This is a genomic window from Paraburkholderia sp. J67, assembly GCF_905220265.1.
Taxonomy (GTDB): Bacteria; Pseudomonadota; Gammaproteobacteria; order Burkholderiales; family Burkholderiaceae; genus Paraburkholderia.
The window spans coordinates 91,885-109,239 of sequence record NZ_CAJMZK010000018.1 but is presented as its reverse complement, the minus strand read 5'-3'; the positions used below and the strand labels follow the sequence as shown (position 1 = coordinate 109,239).

Below are 17,355 nucleotides of genomic sequence, written 5' to 3'. Positions count from 1 at the left end.
CTGTTTGGACAAAGCGCGCAGCGTTTTCACGGCTCGGCGGTTTTCAAGGCTGCGCTTTAATGACGCTATTGACGGATTTTTTTGAATTGGGGTTTTCCCGTCATTTCGCGATTGCCTATTAAAACAAACGATATTCTTTACTCGCCTGCCATTGCCTCAAAAAACAAAAAAGCCCTGGAGGTCCAGGGCTTGCCTTTATACGGGGAGCGAATGTGCCACGCGCTCGACCCGCCCGCTAGAAGCGGCCAGGTGCAACAACAGTCAGTTACAGCGGCTGGATGTTCGCGGCTTGCTTGCCCTTCGGGCCAACCTTGACGTCGAACGAGACGCGCTGGTTTTCCTTCAGCGACTTGAAGCCTTCCGAGCGGATCTCCGAGAAGTGCGCGAACAGGTCATCGCCGCCGGCATCCGACGTGATGAAACCAAAGCCCTTAGCATCATTGAACCATTTGACAATACCGGTTTCCATGTTTCCGTTTCCCTCGAATTTAAATGACGCGGGCAATACCCTCACGCCGAATGCAAACTGAGTTGCCTTTACTGCAATGCCAACGCAATTGAAGCTCAAAGGCCAATTCAGAATTGCCGTTATACGGGGAACGTCAATCGGCAGTCAAGCGAATTTTTTATAACAGCATTCCCGTTTCCGAGATAAACCGGCATGCATCAAAAAACTCGCAAGAATATATGCATATGAAATGACGGCGCTCGCTGATCCGCATTGCTACGTCATCTTTACCCATTAAATAGACAACGCGAATTTAATCGGTAATTATTACCCAAATGTAATAGTTTGTGTCAAACGTAAGTGTTTTTACCGGTTGCCCGCCTAAACCAATCCACCCATGATGAATATAGTTAGCGTGCCATGGGAGGCAATCATGCTGACGTCACTACGACGCTGGTTTCACTGGCTTGTCGAAATAGACAGCCCGGAATCATCAAGCGAGATCGAGGCATACGGATCGTGGCACGGCGACCACTGGCATAACCTGCTGTGTTCCCCGATGGACGCCCGGCATTACGTCATGGAAGACTGGAGCCTGCAATCTGAGCCGCCCGAAAAGCCCGCCCGCTAAGCTACGACGGCACGAAATGGGTGGTGTGACAGACGCCTCAATAGGCGTGCGTGCGTGACAGGCAAAAAAAAAGCGCAGCCAAGGCCGCGCTGACAAAGGTTTGGAGATCTTTTTCGTCAACGAAAAAGTCTGCTTCGGAAAGCAGCCATTGCAGTATAGCCGCAGGGTTCTGACCCATTAACTCTGTGGCACACAATCATCTGTTACGTCGAACGCAATAATCGTGATTGAGGCGGATTACCACCGTTTTCTGCAATCGATTATTGTAGCGATCGCACAACGCCATTCGATTGACACTTCTTCCACCGATCTGCGGAAATCCGCTGAAAGCCCCAACCAGTAAGGCTTGAAGCCGGCCCAAATTTCATTTCTAAATTCGCAATACTTTATTGCGCAAATCGGAATGCCTCGATTGCAGGCGCCCTCTTCTACACTCTGCCTGTCTGGAAACTGTCAGCGACGGATTTAGCGCGCCACGCGAGCTTTGCCTCTCGCAGCGATTCGCGTGGCCGGTTTCCCAAACAGGGTTCGACGAAACCCACCTCTGTTCTCGGAGTTTACAAAGATGAAAAAGACTCTCATGGTCGCTGCCCTCGCGGGCGCTTTTGCAACGGCTGCGCACGCACAAAGCAGCGTTACCCTGTACGGCCTGATCGACGCCGGCATCACCTACTCGAGCGCCCAGAACGGCCACTCGAACTGGCAAGCTACGAGCGGCACCGTCAACGGCAGCCGTTTCGGCCTGCGTGGCGCTGAAGACCTCGGTGGCGGCCTGAAGGCTATCTTCACGTTGGAAAACGGCTTCAACATCGACAACGGCAACCTCGGTCAAAAGAGCCGTCTGTTCGGTCGTCAAGCATTCGTCGGTCTCGCAAGCGACCAGTACGGCGCTGTGACCCTGGGCCGTCAGTACGACTCCGTCGTCGACTACCTGGCACCGCTGTCGAACACGGGCACGCAATACGGCGGCACGATCGCTGCTCACCCGTTCGATAACGACAACCTGAACAACTCGATCCGTTTCAACAACACGGTCAAGTACAGCAGCGTCAACTACGCTGGCTTCAAGTTCGGCGGCACGTACTCGTTCTCGAACAGCACCTCGTTCGCGAACAACCGTGCGTACAGCTTCGGCGCGACGTACAACTACGCTGGCCTGAACGTTGCTGCTGGCTACCTGCAGACGAACAACGACGTCAACAACCTGCAACTGAGCTCGTCGTCGTTCTCGGGCGCGCAAGCTGGCGACTACACGTTCGCAGCAGGCCGTCAACGCACGTTCGGCGGCGGCGTGAACTACACGTTCGGCCCGGCAACGGCTGGCCTCGTGTACACGCAAACGAACCTGACCGACGCAGTCGGCATCTCGGGTACGCAATCGGGCACGTCGAGCGGTCTGGGCTTCCACGCAAACAGCGCACGCTTCCAGAACTTCGAAGGCAACGTCCGCTACGCTCTGACCCCGGCAATCAGCCTGGCAGGCGCGTACACGTACACCCGCTCGAACTTCGGCGGCGGCGTGAACCCGAACTTCCACACCGTGGCTCTGCAATCGGACTACGCACTGTCGAAGCGCACGGACGTCTACCTGCAAGGCGACTGGCAACACGTGTCGTCGAACGACGGCAACGTGACGGCGTTCCTGAACGGTCTGAGCTCGGCTTCGGGTCGTCAGGACCAGGTCGCTGTGACGGTTGGTATGCGTCACCGCTTCTAAGATGCACCCCGCTGGCCCTTGCGGCCAGCCGTGCAGCTAAAAAGCCGCCTTCGGGCGGCTTTTTTTTATGGCGCGCGCAAGGCAACGCCGGTTCAACGTTCACCAGCGCCGCTCAGGCGCCCGGCGCCGGATACCGCACGTCGAGCACGTCGATTGGTTCGGGGCCTGCTGGCGTATGCAGAATCACCTGATCGCCGATCTTCGCCTTGATGAGCGCGCGCGCGATGGGCGAGATCCAGCTCACGTGCCCGAGGTCCAGATCGACCTCGTCCACGCCCACGATCGTGACCGTGTGCGCTTCGCCATCCTCGGTGCCGTACTCGACGGTCGCACCGAAGAACACCTGATCCACGCTCTCCTGACGGCTGCTATCCACCACCTCGGCCAGATCGAGTCGTTTGGTCAGAAAGCGGATACGCCGGTCGATCTCGCGCAGCCTGCGCTTGCCATAGATGTAGTCGCCATTCTCCGAGCGGTCGCCATTGGAGGCGGCCCACGAAACGAGCTTGACCACCTCGGGCCGCGCTTCGTCGAGCAGATGCAGCAGTTCGCTGCGCATGCGCTCGTAGCCGGCCGGCGTGATGTAGTTCTTGGCGCCCGCCGGAATTTGGGGTTGACCAGCTTCGAGATCGTCGTCGTCGTTGTCGGTCGATTCTTTGACAAAGGCCTTGTTCATGATGGTTCGATTGACTGCGTGGCTTGCGGCTTCGGTCCTGCATCAAATCCTGCATGCGGTCCTGCGCCCGGGTTCTGCAAAGGTCACTACGCCCTCCCACGAGGTTACACGAAGCGCGCTTTCAAACAAATCATGAACAAATCGCGATAAGGGGCTTCCTTTTTCCGAAATTCTTGCTATACTCTCCTTTCTGTGTGCGGCTGTAGCTCAGTTGGATAGAGTACTTGGCTACGAACCAAGGGGTCGTGGGTTCGAATCCTGCCAGCCGCGCCACTTTTTAAGAGTTTTGCGTCAGTTTCATCAGCGCAGGTCTCCAGTAACACTGCAGTATGTAGTATCGTTTTTGCGTGCGGCTGTAGCTCAGTTGGATAGAGTACTTGGCTACGAACCAAGGGGTCGTGGGTTCGAATCCTGCCAGCCGCGCCACCTCTCGAAGGGCCTTCCTGATTCAGGAAGGCCCTTTGTCTTTGTAGCGTCCGTTTTTTGCGCCTCCCTCTTCAGCGTTCAGCGCGGCTGCGAACCGATATCGCCGATCTGCGCGTCCGGCCGCGGCAAGTCCTCCACGTCGCCGATATCGCTCGGCTCCGCCACCAAACCCGACTCCACACCCATCAGCGCCTGTGGCTGGCGCAGCATCTCCTCCACGGTATCGCCGAAGCGGCTCTTCACGAACGCACGCAATAGCGCCTCACGCGTCGTTTCCCCCTGCGCCTCGGCCGTGCGCTGACTGCCCTCGAATTCGGCCACACACACTGCCAGTTCACCTGCACGCCGTTCGCGCAGCTCGAAACGCTGTGCGCGGTCCAGCACGACGCCCGCGGCCTCCCATGACGTGGACGGCTCAAAGCGCCCGTCCCAAGGCTTGCCCCGGTCGTTACCGCGAACAGCGACGGTCTCGCCGCTATCGGTGAAATAGATCTCGCGCACGAAATCCGGCAGGCTGCGCGCCACCCAGTAGTCGAGCGCGAATCCGCTCAGGTCAGCTACGTTCATGGCTTATCCTCGCTTCCGGCAGAAAAGGTTCGAGGGGCGCGCCAGCGTTCCGGGCAGCGCCGGTTGGCCGCAGAAGGTCGGGCCAAAGAGAGGCGGCAGAAACAACACGGGCGACCTCGTCAGAGACCGCCCGTTGTGGACTGCAATCAGTAATCGGCGCGTTCGCGATCGATACGCATCCCGCCGTCATGGCGATGATGCCCTTCGTCGCTTGGGCGCTCGCGCGTAATGCGCATGACGTCCGGGTTCGTGCGTACGCGTCGCATGACGTTCGCGAGATGCACGCGATCGCTCACCTGAATCACGAAGCGCAGCATGTTCGACTCCTGCGCGAGATCGTCGTCCATCGCGATGTGCACGATGTTGGCGTCGGCGGAAGTGATGTCCGCCGCCACGCGCGCGAACACGCCCTTGGTGTTCTTCACGAGCACCTTCACGGCGACGTCGAACAGGCGGCCCGGCTGCGGCGCCCACGCCACGTCGATCCAGCGGCCCGGATCGCGGCGGTGGATGCGCTGCGCCACACGACAGTCGGTCGTATGGATCGCCATGCCGAGGCCAATGCCGATATAGCCCATGATGTCGTCGCCCGGGATCGGACGGCAGCACGCGGAGAGCTGCACCGACATGCCCTCCGTGCCCGTGATGACCACAGGCGGCGCATGCGGCACATTCGGGTCGCGCGACGGATGGTGATGCGTCTCGTCGTCAGCGTCGAGGCCGTTCAGGAGCACTTCGATGCGCTTGGCCATGACGGCCGCCACACGCCGACCAAGGCCGATGTCCGCGAAGATTTCCTGACGATCCTTGTTGCCGGTCCACTGCACCAGCTTTTCCCACACTTCCGGCGTGACGTCGGCCAACTGGTAGCCATAGCCCTTGAGCGCCTGATCGACAAGGCGCTCGCCAAGCTGCACGGATTCCGTGAGGCGCATCGTCTTCAGATAGTGACGGATCGCCGAGCGCGCCTTACCGGTGCGCACGAAGCCGAGCCACGCGGGATTCGGCTTCGAATACGGCGCGGTGATCACTTCGACGATGTCGCCGCTCTTGAGCTCCGTGCGCAGCGGCAGGAGTTCATTGTTGATCTTCACGGCGACGCACTGGTTGCCCAGGTCGCTGTGGATCGAATACGCGAAGTCGAGCGCCGTGGCGCCGCGCGGCAGCGCCATGATCTTCGACTTCGGCGTGAATACGTAGACGGCGTCCGGGAACAGGTCGATCTTGACGTGTTCGAGGAATTCGCTGGAGTCGCCCGCTTCGCTCTGAATGTCGAGCAGCGACTTGAGCCACTGATGCGCGCGCTTTTGCACGTCGTTCAGATCGGCGCCGCCATTCTTGTAGAGCCAGTGCGCGGCCACGCCGGCTTCGGCGATCTCGTGCATCTTGCGCGTGCGCACCTGAAACTCGATGGGCGCACCGAACGGGCCCACGAGCGTGGTGTGCAAGGACTGATAGCCGTTCACCTTGGGAATGGCAATGTAGTCCTTGAACTTGCCCGGCACGGGCTTGTAGAGCGCATGGAGCGCGCCGATGCACGTGTAGCATTCGAGCGCCGACTCGACCACCACGCGAAAACCATAAACGTCGAGCACCTGCGAGAACGACAGCTGCTTGTCGCGCATCTTCTTGTAGATGCTGTAGATGGTCTTCTCGCGGCCGGTGACTTCGGCGTCGAGCTTCGCGTCGGCGATCGCGCGCTGCACCGCTTCCAGAATCTTGCCCACCACTTCGCGGCGATTGCCGCGCGCCGCCTTCACCGCTTTTTCGAGCGTGGCGTAGCGATTCGGGTTGAAGTTCTGGAAGCTGAGATCCTGCAGCTCGCGATAGGTATTGTTCAGGCCCAGGCGGTGGGCGATGGGCGCGTAGATGTCGATCGTCTCGCGCGCCACGCGGCGGCGCTTTTCGGGCGGCACCGCACCGAGCGTGCGCATGTTGTGCAGCCGGTCGGCGAGCTTGACGAGAATCACGCGCACATCGCGCGCCATCGCGAGCAGCATCTTGCGGAAGTTTTCCGCCTGCGCTTCCTCGCGATTGCGAAACTCCATCTTGTCGAGTTTCGACAGGCCGTCGACCAGTTCCGCGACTTTCGCGCCGAAGCGCTCGGCGATTTCCGCCTTGGTCACGCCCTGGTCTTCGATCACGTCATGAAGCAGCGCCGCCTGGATGGCCTGGGCGTCGAGCTTCCAGCCGGCGCAGATTTCTGCGACGGCGACGGGATGCGTAATGTAGGGTTCGCCACTCTGGCGATATTGCCCGAGGTGGGCTTCGTCGCTGAAGTGAAACGCCGCCTTGATCTCCTTGATTTCCTCAGGTGTGAGGTAACCGGAGAGCGCAGCGGTCAGATTGGCGATGGAGACGACCCCGTGCTTGCGAGGCTGCTCCGGGGTGGCGGTCGGCCCGAACAGATGACGAAACGACTGTTCGAGGACCGCGTCGATGTAATTGCGCGCAGGGCTCGCAGACTCGGCTTCCTGATCCACCTCGGTGGCCGGCGAGGGCGTAGTGCTCATGTTCCTCTCCGTATCAGGTCTGGCGTTGACGGTTGGCGCGCGGCATGCGACGCCCGGCACGAATTACACGACGAGTAAAACAACTACGGTGCAACAGATACAACGGATGCAGCGGGTACAACGATGAGGCGCCGTTAGACGGGCACCTTTTTCAGCATTTCCAGACCCACTTGACCAGACGCGATCTCGCGCAGCGCGACGACGGTCGGCTTGTCGCGGCTCTCGATCTTCGGCGTGTGACCTTGTGCGAGCTGGCGTGCGCGATACGTTGCGGCGAGTGCCAGTTCGAAGCGGTTCGGAATCTGTTTCAGACAATCTTCGACGGTGATGCGGGCCATGTCGGGTTCCTTCTCATTCTCAGCAGGTTCTTATTCTACCTTATGTGCCCGATACGCCGGGCTGCGGCAGGTGGATACCGAGCTGCACGAAGAGCTCGGTGTGTCGTGCGTATTGCGAAGCGAAGCGCATGCGCGTGGCGCTCACGATATTGCGCAGCTCCTGCAAGGCCGTATCGAAGTTTTCGTTGATGACGACGTACTCCGATTCGCTTGCATGCGCCATCTCGCTACCGGCTGCGAGCAGGCGTCGCGTGATGACGTTGGGTTCGTCTTCACCGCGTTTTCTAAGGCGTTCCGCGAGCGCGTCGAGCGACGGCGGCAGGATGAAAATCTCCACCGCATTGCGGAATTGCTTCTTCACCTGTTGTGCGCCTTGCCAGTCGATTTCGAGCAGCACGTCGTGGCCCTGCTTCATCTGGTCTTCGATCCACACGCGCGAGGTGGCGTAGTAGTTGCCATGCACTTCCGCGCTCTCGAGGAACTCGCCTTCGGCGTGGCGCGCGAGGAAGTCGTCGACGGTCGTGAAGTGATAGTGCTCGCCGTCACGCTCCTTCGAACGCGGGGCACGCGTCGTGTACGAAATCGACAGAAGGATCGCGTTGTCTTCGGCGAGTAGCGCGTTCACGAGCGTGGACTTGCCCGCACCCGAAGGCGCGACCACCATGAAAAGATTGCCCGGATAAACGCCCGCGTACGGATTGCGCGGTTTCGTTTCAGCCTTATGCGCCCCGGGGACGCTGGTCTGGTCGGTCATGTTCGTTGCTTCCTGAATTACTACCTTCTACTGCGTTTGATGTGCGCATGGTGTGTGCATGCGCACACGTGCTTATTCGAGGTTCTGCACCTGCTCGCGCATCTGCTCGATGAGGAGCTTGAGCGTCATCGACGCATCGGCGAGTTCCTTCGCCGCGGCCTTCGAGCCGAGCGTGTTCGCCTCGCGGTTGAGCTCCTGCATCATGAAGTCCAGACGCTTGCCGACGCGACCGCCCTTCTCGATCACGTGACGCGTCTCGGACAGATGCGCGGTCAAACGCGAGAGCTCTTCGGCGATGTCGATACGGATGCCGTACATCGTCACTTCCTGGCGGATACGCTCGGCGATTTCCTCGCGCGAAACGTTGCCGATGTTGCCATTGGCGTTCGCGCTGTCGGGTGCCACGACGCCCAGCGCTTCCTGCAGACGCTCGACGATCTTCTGCTGATGCTTGACGATCAGGTCCGGCACGAGCGGCGTGATCTTCGCCACGATCGCTTCCATCTCCGCGACATTGGCGAGCAGCATGTTGGCGAGTTGCGCGCCCTCGCGCGAGCGGACTTCGATCAGATCGGCGATGGCCTGCTTGCCGCAGCCGAGCACCGCATCGCGCAGCACCTCGGGCGCGACGCCGCTTTCCGCCAGCACGCCCGGCCAGCGCAGGATTTCGCCCGTGCGCAGGCGGCCCGATTCGGGAAACGCTTCGAGCACGGCGCGCTCGAGCACGGCGAGTTGTTCCAGTGCATCGCGGTTCAGCGCGCCCGCGTTGGCGGACTGCTCGCTGCGCTGGATGTTGATGCGGATATCGACCTTGCCGCGCGAGAGCTTCGTCATCAGCATTTCGCGCAGCGTGGGCTCGATGACGCGAACGTCTTCGGGCATGCGGAAATTCAGGTCGAGAAAGCGCGAGTTCACGGTCCGCAATTCGACGGAGACACTGGCGCCGCCCGTGCCCGATGCCGCCACCAGTTCGCGCGTGGCGCTGGCATAGCCGGTCATGCTGTAAATCATGGTTCGTCTCGCGTTAAAGCCGTGACGGCGCGCCTCATGGACACGGGTCACGGCGAGGAAATTCGAGGCGCCCGGCGTGTACGCGTGCCGTCTGTGACGCGGGATGACGCGGGGCGGAGAAACCGTATTATCCCATTTTTGCCGGCGTGCTCACCGCAGCAACGGCCTCGCCGGGTGCGCCAACAGACGTTGAAGGTGGATCGTGCTTCGTCTTGCGCACCGCGCGCGGAAATTGGCGCAGGATCCGCGCCGTCACGTGGCCAGGATCCGCGTCCTTCGCCCGCCGCGCGAAGGCGGTAAAATTATGGTTTCCCCCTCCTTCCCGTGCCCTCGCGCACACCCGACGATGACCCAATCCATCCTGCGCCCCTCCGGCCGCGCCGCCGACCAGCTTCGCGACGTCCGCATCACCCGCCACTACACGAAATACGCTGAGGGCTCGGTGCTCGTCGAATTCGGCGATACGAAAGTGCTGTGCACCGCGAGCGTGTCCGAAAGCGTGCCGCCGTTCCTGCGCGACAAGGGTCAGGGCTGGCTCACCGCCGAATACGGCATGCTGCCGCGCGCCACGCACACACGTAGCGACCGCGAGGCCGCGCGCGGCAAGCAGACCGGCCGCACCCAGGAAATCCAGCGCCTGATCGGCCGCGCGATGCGCGCCGTGTTCGACCTCGAAGCGCTGGGCGCACGCACCATCAACCTCGACTGCGACGTGTTGCAGGCCGACGGCGGCACGCGCACGGCGAGCATCACGGGCGCGTTCGTCGCGGCCCACGATGCGGTGTCGAAACTGCTGGCAGCAGGCAAGATCGAGCGCTCGCCGATCACCGACTACGTCGCGGCGATCTCGGTAGGCGTCTACGAAGGCCTGCCGGTGCTCGACCTCGATTACGCAGAAGATTCGCAATGCGACACCGACATGAACGTCGTGATGACGGGCTCGGGCGGCATGGTCGAAGTCCAGGGCACGGCCGAAGGCGCACCGTTCTCGCGCAGCGAACTCAACGCGCTGCTGGACCTCGCGCAAGGCGGTATCGCCACGCTGATCGGCATGCAGAAAACCGCGCTGGAGATCGCGCATGGCTGATACGCCCGACACGGCAAACAAGCGCACAAACAACCGCACGAGCGAGCGCGCGAGCCCGCTCGGGCGCGTCGTGCTCGCCTCGAACAACGCGGGCAAGCTGCGCGAATTCGCAGCGCTGCTCGACGCCGCGGGGATCGAACTCGTGCCGCAAGGCGCGCTGAACGTGCCCGAAGCGGAAGAGCCGCACGCCACCTTCGTCGAGAACGCGCTGGCCAAGGCGCGCCACGCGGCGACGCTCACCGGCCTGCCCGCGCTCGCCGACGACTCGGGCCTGTGCGTGCGCGCCCTGCGCGGCGCGCCGGGCGTGTATTCGGCGCGCTATGCGCAACTCGCGGGCGGCGAAAAAAGCGATGCGGCCAACAACGCCCTGCTCGTGCAAAACCTCGCGGAACAAGCCGATCGACGCGCGTACTACTACTGCGTGCTCGCGCTCGTGCGTCACGCCGACGACCCGGAACCGCTGATCGCCGAAGGCCGCTGGCACGGCGTCGTGCTCGACGCCCCGCGCGGCGACAACGGTTTCGGCTACGACCCGTACTTCTACGTGCCGGGCCTCGAAGCGACCGCCGCCGAACTCGACCCGGCGCTCAAGAACGCGTCGAGCCATCGCGCCATCGCCCTGCGGCAACTGCTCGCACGGCTTCAGGAGGAAGCGTGAGCCAGCAGCATCAGACCGGTCTCGACGTCGTGCAGTCGTTCACGATGCCTGGCAGCATTCACTTGAGCTCGCTGCCGCCGCTCTCGCTTTACGTGCATTTCCCGTGGTGCGTGCGCAAGTGCCCGTACTGCGATTTCAACTCGCACGAGTGGAAAGGCGAGCGCTTTCCCGAGGACGATTACCTCGACGCGCTGCGCGCCGACCTGGAACAGGCGCTGCCGCTCGTGTGGGGCCGCCAGGTGCATACGATCTTCATCGGCGGGGGCACGCCTAGCCTGCTTTCCGCGAAGGGGCTCGACCGTTTGCTGTCCGACGTGCGCGCGCTATTGCCGCTCGACGCCGACGCGGAGATCACGCTCGAAGCCAATCCCGGCACCTTCGAAGCCGACAAGTTCGCGCAGTTTCGCGCGAGCGGCGTGAACCGGCTGTCGATCGGCATCCAGAGCTTCAACGAAGCGCACCTGAAGGCGCTTGGACGCATTCACGACGCCGCGCAGGCACGTCATGCGGTGGAAGTCGCGGCGAACACCTTCGACAACTTCAATCTCGACCTGATGTTCGCGCTGCCGAAGCAGACGCTCGCCGAATGCCAGGCCGATATCGAAACGGCGCTCGCGTTTGCACCGCCCCATTTGTCGCTCTATCACCTCACGCTCGAGCCGAACACGCTGTTCGCGAAGTTCCCGCCCGTGCTGCCCGACGACGACCAGTCCGCCGACATGCAGGAGTGGATTCACGCGCGCACGGCCGAAGCCGGTTATGGGCGTTATGAGGTCTCGGCATACGCACAGCCGGGCCGCCAGAGCCGTCACAACCTCAACTACTGGCGCTTTGGCGATTACCTGGGGATTGGCGCGGGCGCGCACACGAAGCTGTCGTTCCCGAACCGCATCGTGCGCCAGATGCGCTACAAGCATCCGGGCACCTTCATCGAAGAGGCGCGTGCGGGCAAGCCGATCCAGGAAGAACACGAGGTGAGCGCGAAGGATCTGCCGTTCGAGTTCATGCTCAACGCGCTGCGGCTCGTGGAAGGCTTTCCGGTTTATCGCTTCATGGAGCGTACCGGCCTGCCGATGACGACGATCGAGCCGCAATTGCAGGAAGCGGAAAAGCGCGGGCTGATCGCGCGCGACTACGAGAAAATCGTGCCGACCGAACTCGGTCAGCGCTTTCTCAACGATCTGCAGGAGCTGTTTTTGAAGGACCCGCAGTGAGGATTTGATCTGCGCCATCGGCTGGACTGCCGGTGTGCGCAGATTCCAGGTTACAATGCGCGCCTCCGGAGGTGTGGCAGAGTGGTTGAATGCACCGGTCTTGAAAACCGGCGAAGGGGTAACCCTTCCGTGAGTTCGAATCTCACCGCCTCCGCCAGTCCCAATCACGGCGTTTGTTGTTCCGCATCGTCCTTCCGTTTCTACGGCTCAGGATTGCAAGGTGTGTCGATACCCTGCGAAACAACGCCGTGTCATTCACGCTGATTTCCCTCTAATCTCTGTAGCCGCAACGGCTACAGACGCATTGATGCGCCAGCATCAAGTCTAACGACGCACGGAACGGAAAAAATCTCCCAAACGACGGTTCACCGTCCGCCGACCCTCGCACGTCGCACACAAAAATCCAGACGGCATAATCAGACGCGTTTCGAGCCCTACATCTCTAAAGTCTGACAAATACCCTGTCGTTATCCTGCATGCCGCCCCATTTTCATGACCGATGGGCGGATAAAAATAATCTGCAGGCTTGTCACCAAACGGGGTAAAAAAATGAAGCGAACGAGACTAATCATTGCCGGCATGGCGCCCGTGCTCGCACTCTCCGCATGCGGCGGGGTCAATCAATATCTGGCGGACCGCAGCGAAACAACCGAGCTGTATCACATCTTCGACATCAAGACGGCAGCCGATATCGATACGGTGTCCGGTGCCGCCGCAGACGGGCTCGCCCAGAATACCAACAGGATTCAGCAGAACCGGCCACTCATGATGTCCACGGCCATTCCTGCACAACCTGGACGATTCCAGCTGGTCGACGCGGCATCCGCACTCGCCGGAACGGGTATGGGCGCCTTCCTGCAAGCCGCATCGGCTCAGGCCGGCAATGCCACCATGCGCATCGCCAAATGTGATGGCGCTGTCTGGACCTCCAAGGCAACCCGCGCGATTCCCGGCTATAACAACCTGAACCTCTACAGCTGCCTCTACGCCTACAAGGGCGGGTACCAGCTGGACGTCTACGGCGTATTCCAGAAGAACTCCGGCGGCCTGGCTGGCCTCGAGCAAGGGCTCGCCGGCGGCCTGGTCGGCACGCCGGACCAGTGGGTGAACAAGACGATTATGGACACCGTCCGCAATATCGCGTCGGTGTCGCATGCTCAAGTCGTCCAGATCGAAGGTCAGCCGAAAATCGCTGGCGACCAGTTGCCTTGGGTCGACAAACTTAGCGCGCACTAACGCGCATCACCCACTGCTTGACCTGTACGGAAAATCTGCGGCCGCTGCACGCACGGCTGTGCAGTGGCCAGATTTTCCGCCTCGCCGCGCGAAGAATAAATAAATCGAAAACCTTTAATAATGGCGTCCCTACGATTAACCGCATTGCTCTGCGCACTGGCATTGACTTCGATGGCGACCGGATGTGCAACTGTCACCGGCGGGACGACGCAAACCGTGTCTGTAAAGACGCAGAAAGCGGCTGCGGATATGGCTGGAGCAGACTGCGTACTGACTAACTCCAAAGGCAGCTACGAATTAAAAACGCCTGGCAATATCAAGGTGCATCGTGCGAAAGACGACCTGAACGTCCGATGCGCCAAGGCCGGAGAATCGGACGCGACAACGACCGTTCAATCGTCGACCCGCAAAGGGGCATTCGTCGCGGGCAATCTGGTCATGTTCGGCGTTGTGGGCTCGCTCATCGCCACGCCAATCGACCATGCGACTGGCGCGCAGTACGCCTACCCCGATGACATCACGGTTTCCTTCGGCAATCCGCAAACGCAGCAACCCGTTGCAAAACCGGATGCAGGAACCGAATCAACGGTGTCCACGAACGCAATGCCGAAGCAATCGAATCAGCAGAACTGAATCTGGATCTGGCACAGCGGGTCTCATCGATCAGCCGTCCAATGCTGGAGCGGCCTCCCACAAAGCATCCAGCTATTTAAGGGTCGTAGTGTTTTTCAGCCCCATATCGCTCATATGCTTTGCGGTATTTGTGTAGGTGAAAACCCTAGGATTGCGGTAAAATCTCGCGCATCCAAGGGATCAGCCACCATGCCGCACCGTTACCAACTGCTTGAAAAATTTGCCTTTTCGATCGTCGTCCTGTTTGCCGTGATGTGCTCGAGCTACATCGCGTGGGAAACCTCGCCCGATCTGCGCGAGAACGTCCAGGTCGGCAAGGAGCTGTTCCTCAAGAGCGGCGAATACTCGTACGCCTGCTCGACCGTGACCGCCGATCCGTGCGCGCAATTCCCGGTCGAATAACCGTCAAGGCAGAGCACACACGCCGCGCCGTCTGATTCGACGCGGCATCGGCCAGGCGCATCCGGCGCGCCCAGCCCGACACTTTGGTGAGCGCTTCGCCTCGCACGCGGGTGACTGGGGATTGATTCCCCTCCCGTTTCGACTAAGCTCGAATCTGGTCTCGCCACCGAGCCTGCACGCCATGCTCATCCGCGTCAGTACGCGCAGCGGCTTACAAGCCGTGAGCGCCGCCTTCCGCCGCCTCGGCCCGGCTCTGCTGCTTGCACTCGCAAGCGCTTGCACGATCACGCCGCCGCCTCGACCATTGCTCGTCATTCCACCGCAGGCCATCAACAGCACGACACTCGACGACTATCGCGCGCAGATCGCGAAGCGCATCGTCGAGCGCAATCCGTCGAGCGTGCTGCACGGTACGCCGCAGGCGATGTTGCGCTCGCTCGTGGTGGTCTCGTTCACGGTCAATCGCGACGGACAGGTTGTGAAGTCCACGGTCTATCGCACGAACGGCGACGACGCCGCCGAAGCCACGGCGATCGCCACGCTGCGCCGCGCGCAACCGTTACCGGCGCCGCCGCCACGCTTGCTCAACTCAGCTGGCCAGATCGAGTTGTTCGAGGACTGGCTCTTCAACGACGATGGCAAGTTCCAGCTGCGCACGCTCGCCTCACCCCAGGCGCAAAACTTCAACTGATCGTCACGCGATGCGCGGCTGATCGGCCGTGCGTTCAAAGTGCGTCTTTCAAAAGCCGGCGGCCGGGCTTGCGGCCGCCTTGCTGCGTGCCACACGCGATCGTTATAATTTTTCGCTATCCCCTGTCGGCCTCGCGCCGACCCTGCCTGCACACAGCGCTCACCCGCGCTACGCCGCAGCGCCTGTCGACCGTGTTTCGCGCCTGCTTTGCGCCTATCGGCGCGCGGGCCTGCCGGTCCCCGCTTTCGCGCGCACAGTTGCCGCTGTGCGATGCATACTGACGAATCGTTGCCGGAGCAAGGATGCTGTGAATGCATCCGCGGCCAGCGGGGCGCTGCCTGCGCCTCATGCCGCCCCGCCGCTTCGAGCCTTGAACAAAGACGCCCGCGCCGCGCCCGCCACCGCCGACCGATCGGCTCAGACGGGCACGCCAGCGCGCGTCACAATGACTGGAGACCTTCCGATGTCCACCTCACCGCTTTCGTCGGCCAATGCCGACCAGGCCGATGCCGCCCGCCAGCAGAGCACGGCGCGCGTGATTTTCGCGAGCTTCATCGGCACCGCGATCGAGTTCTACGACTTCTATGTGTACGCAACGGCCGCCGCGCTCGTGATCGGTCCCGTGTTCTTCCCGCACGGTTCGGCCACGGCGCAGGCCTTGTCGGCCTTCGTGACCTTCGGCATCGCCTTCGTGGCACGACCGATCGGCTCGTTCCTGTTCGGCCATTTCGGCGACCGTATCGGGCGTAAATCGACGCTGGTGGCGTCGCTGCTCGTCATGGGCCTCTCGACCACGCTGATCGGCTTCGTGCCCGGCTACGACTCGATCGGCAGCCTCGCGCCGATCCTGCTGTGCGTGCTGCGCTTCGGCCAGGGCATCGGCCTCGGCGGCGAATGGGGCGGCGCGGCGCTGCTCGCAACCGAATACGCGCCGCGGGGCAAGCGCGGCTGGTTCGGCATGTTTCCGCAGCTCGGGCCGTCGGTGGGCTTTCTCGCCTCGAATGGCCTGTTCTTCGGCCTCGCTTCCACGCTCTCCGACCAGCAGTTCCGTGACTGGGGCTGGCGCGTGCCGTTCATCGTCTCGTCGGTGCTTGTGGCGCTGGGTCTCTATGTGCGTCTGAAAATCGCCGAAACACCGGCGTTCAAGGCCGCCGTCGAACGCGAGGAGCGCGTGCGCCTGCCGCTCGCGACGCTGCTGGGCAGCCATTGGCGGCCGACGCTGCTCGGCGCGCTCGCGATGGTGGTCTGCTACACGCTGTTCTACAACGCCACGGTGTTTTCGCTCTCGCATGGCGTGACGGCGCTGCATATCCCGCGTCCGACCTTCCTCGGCATGCTGTGCATCGCGGTGGTGTTCATGGGCATCGCCACGCCGATCTCGGCGGCGCTCTCCGACCGCTTTGGCCGCAAGCCCGTGCTGATCGTCGGCTGCATGCTGGCGATCCTCTCGGGCTTCACGATGCAGCCGCTGCTCGGTAGCGGCTCGCTGCCGCTCGTGCTGCTGTTCCTCGTGATCGAGCTGTTCCTGATGGGCGCCACGTTCGCGCCGATGGGCGCCCTGCTGCCCGAACTGTTCCCGACCAGCGTGCGCTACACGGGCGCGGGCGTCGCCTACAACCTGGGCGGCATTCTGGGTGCGTCGGTGGCGCCCTACATCGCGCAGGTGCTGGCGGCACACGGCGGTCTCTCGTGGGTGGGCGCGTATGTGTCGATCGCGGCCGGCGTGAGCCTCTTCGGCGTGCTCTGCATGCGCGAGACGCGCCATCAATCGCTGACCTGACACCTTCGCGTCAAAAGCAAAAAAGCGGAGTCCGCCAGGCGGACTCCGCTTTTTTTGTTCGCTATGGACGCGCGCGCGGCGTGGCTATACTCGATTGAACAAGGTCCGCGCACCTGCGCATGGGAGTCCGACGATGAGCCTGCATCTGAGCAATGCCGATGTCGTCCTGATGATCGCCCTCGCACTGGGCATCTCCCTTTTCCTCGCGCTACGACTGCGCACGACCACCTGGCGCGCCGTCGTGCTCGAAGCCCTGGTCGCCAACGCCGCGGCGGTCGCGGCGGTCGTCGCCGTCGAGATGCTGCTCGCGTGACGGTGAAGCATCGGCCGCGCCGCGTCCGGGAGAGCGTTCACCGTCAGTAGTAGCCGTGGTGGTAGCCGCCACCGCCGCCGTAGTAACCCGGCGCCGGTACCATGATGCACCCGGCCAGCGACACGGCAAGCAAGGCACCCGCAATCAGGGTAAGCGTCAATCGTTTCACTTCGTTCTCCCATCGAGTCAATGTCTGGTGTCCTGCCCTGCCGTGATTGGCGTAACGGGCTGCGGACGATTGAGATTGAACACGACGGCGA

At 61.9% G+C, this 17,355-nt stretch carries 19 protein-coding genes and 3 tRNA genes; 14 read left to right on the top strand and 8 right to left on the bottom strand.

Annotated features, from left to right (window positions below; genetic code table 11):
- Positions 1–265: 265 nt before the first annotated feature.
- On the bottom strand, positions 266–469 hold the full coding sequence (locus U5782_RS27375; RefSeq protein ID WP_027817418.1) for a cold-shock protein: 204 nt from the start codon (positions 467–469) through the stop codon (positions 266–268).
- A 412-nt stretch (positions 470–881) separates the two neighbouring features.
- On the opposite strand from U5782_RS27375, the gene U5782_RS27370 reads away from it, so the two are divergent.
- Both U5782_RS27370 and U5782_RS27365 read left to right on the top strand, forming a co-directional pair.
- Positions 882–1,079, top strand: a complete 198-nt coding sequence (locus tag U5782_RS27370; RefSeq protein WP_322047022.1) for a hypothetical protein — start codon at positions 882–884, stop codon at positions 1,077–1,079.
- Positions 1,080–1,644: 565 nt separating this feature from the next.
- Positions 1,645–2,796 carry a porin gene (locus tag U5782_RS27365; protein WP_322047021.1) on the top strand — a complete coding sequence of 384 codons (1,152 nt, stop codon included), beginning with the start codon at positions 1,645–1,647 and terminating at the stop codon, positions 2,794–2,796.
- Positions 2,797–2,908: 112 nt separating this feature from the next.
- On the opposite strand, the gene greB is transcribed toward U5782_RS27365, so the two are convergent.
- Entirely contained in the window at positions 2,909–3,472 is a 564-nt protein-coding gene (gene greB / locus U5782_RS27360) for a transcription elongation factor GreB (protein WP_322047020.1), read from the bottom strand.
- A 196-nt stretch (positions 3,473–3,668) separates the two neighbouring features.
- Here greB and U5782_RS27355 point away from each other — a divergent pair.
- Both U5782_RS27355 and U5782_RS27350 read left to right on the top strand, forming a co-directional pair.
- Positions 3,669–3,745, top strand: a tRNA-Arg gene (locus U5782_RS27355).
- A 76-nt stretch (positions 3,746–3,821) separates the two neighbouring features.
- Positions 3,822–3,898: transfer RNA gene (locus tag U5782_RS27350), tRNA-Arg, on the top strand.
- Between the two features lie 78 nt (positions 3,899–3,976).
- Here U5782_RS27350 and U5782_RS27345 read toward each other — a convergent pair.
- The 5 genes from U5782_RS27345 to U5782_RS27325 form a co-directional block, all read right to left on the bottom strand.
- Positions 3,977–4,465: a phage protein NinX family protein gene (locus U5782_RS27345; protein ID WP_322047019.1), complete on the bottom strand. Its 489-nt coding sequence runs from the start codon at positions 4,463–4,465 to the stop codon at positions 3,977–3,979.
- 146 nt (positions 4,466–4,611) lie between these two features.
- Positions 4,612–6,978 (bottom strand): bifunctional (p)ppGpp synthetase/guanosine-3',5'-bis(diphosphate) 3'-pyrophosphohydrolase, encoded by a 2,367-nt coding sequence (locus tag U5782_RS27340; RefSeq protein ID WP_322047018.1) that lies wholly within the window; start codon positions 6,976–6,978, stop codon positions 4,612–4,614.
- A 134-nt stretch (positions 6,979–7,112) separates the two neighbouring features.
- Positions 7,113–7,316: a DNA-directed RNA polymerase subunit omega gene (rpoZ, locus tag U5782_RS27335; protein WP_027817423.1), complete on the bottom strand. Its 204-nt coding sequence runs from the start codon at positions 7,314–7,316 to the stop codon at positions 7,113–7,115.
- Between the two features lie 40 nt (positions 7,317–7,356).
- Positions 7,357–8,070 carry a guanylate kinase gene (gene gmk / locus U5782_RS27330; RefSeq protein WP_322047017.1) on the bottom strand — a complete coding sequence of 238 codons (714 nt, stop codon included), beginning with the start codon at positions 8,068–8,070 and terminating at the stop codon, positions 7,357–7,359.
- Positions 8,071–8,142: 72 nt separating this feature from the next.
- Entirely contained in the window at positions 8,143–9,081 is a 939-nt protein-coding gene (locus tag U5782_RS27325) for a YicC/YloC family endoribonuclease (protein ID WP_322047016.1), read from the bottom strand.
- Positions 9,082–9,427: 346 nt separating this feature from the next.
- On the opposite strand from U5782_RS27325, the gene rph reads away from it, so the two are divergent.
- The 10 genes from rph (at position 9,428) to U5782_RS27275 (ending at position 17,095) form a co-directional block, all read left to right on the top strand.
- A complete protein-coding gene (rph, locus tag U5782_RS27320) occupies positions 9,428–10,168 on the top strand; it encodes a ribonuclease PH (RefSeq protein ID WP_322047015.1) in 741 nt (246 codons plus the stop codon).
- Positions 10,161–10,826, top strand: a complete 666-nt coding sequence (gene rdgB, locus U5782_RS27315; RefSeq protein ID WP_322047014.1) for an RdgB/HAM1 family non-canonical purine NTP pyrophosphatase — start codon at positions 10,161–10,163, stop codon at positions 10,824–10,826. Before rph ends, rdgB begins: the two co-directional genes overlap by 8 nt.
- A 44-nt stretch (positions 10,827–10,870) precedes the next feature.
- Entirely contained in the window at positions 10,871–12,040 is a 1,170-nt protein-coding gene (hemW, locus tag U5782_RS27310) for a radical SAM family heme chaperone HemW (protein WP_415914417.1), read from the top strand.
- A gap of 67 nt (positions 12,041–12,107) precedes the next feature.
- A tRNA-Ser gene (locus tag U5782_RS27305) sits at positions 12,108–12,197 on the top strand.
- Between the two features lie 392 nt (positions 12,198–12,589).
- Complete coding sequence (locus U5782_RS27300) at positions 12,590–13,276, top strand: hypothetical protein (RefSeq protein WP_322047012.1); 687 nt, start codon at positions 12,590–12,592, stop codon at positions 13,274–13,276.
- 120 nt (positions 13,277–13,396) lie between these two features.
- Positions 13,397–13,909, top strand: coding sequence for a hypothetical protein (locus tag U5782_RS27295; RefSeq protein ID WP_322047011.1), 513 nt, complete (start codon positions 13,397–13,399; stop codon positions 13,907–13,909).
- Between the two features lie 189 nt (positions 13,910–14,098).
- A complete protein-coding gene (locus U5782_RS27290; protein ID WP_322047010.1) occupies positions 14,099–14,311 on the top strand; it encodes a hypothetical protein in 213 nt (70 codons plus the stop codon).
- Positions 14,312–14,492: 181 nt separating this feature from the next.
- Positions 14,493–15,002: a TonB family protein gene (locus U5782_RS27285; RefSeq protein ID WP_322047009.1), complete on the top strand. Its 510-nt coding sequence runs from the start codon at positions 14,493–14,495 to the stop codon at positions 15,000–15,002.
- A gap of 463 nt (positions 15,003–15,465) precedes the next feature.
- Complete coding sequence (locus U5782_RS27280; protein ID WP_322047008.1) at positions 15,466–16,782, top strand: MFS transporter; 1,317 nt, start codon at positions 15,466–15,468, stop codon at positions 16,780–16,782.
- A 133-nt stretch (positions 16,783–16,915) separates the two neighbouring features.
- Positions 16,916–17,095 carry a hypothetical protein gene (locus tag U5782_RS27275; protein WP_322047007.1) on the top strand — a complete coding sequence of 60 codons (180 nt, stop codon included), beginning with the start codon at positions 16,916–16,918 and terminating at the stop codon, positions 17,093–17,095.
- A gap of 43 nt (positions 17,096–17,138) precedes the next feature.
- Here U5782_RS27275 and U5782_RS27270 read toward each other — a convergent pair whose 3' ends face one another.
- Positions 17,139–17,264: a hypothetical protein gene (locus tag U5782_RS27270; protein ID WP_322047006.1), complete on the bottom strand. Its 126-nt coding sequence runs from the start codon at positions 17,262–17,264 to the stop codon at positions 17,139–17,141.
- Between the last annotated feature and the right edge of the window lie 91 nt (positions 17,265–17,355).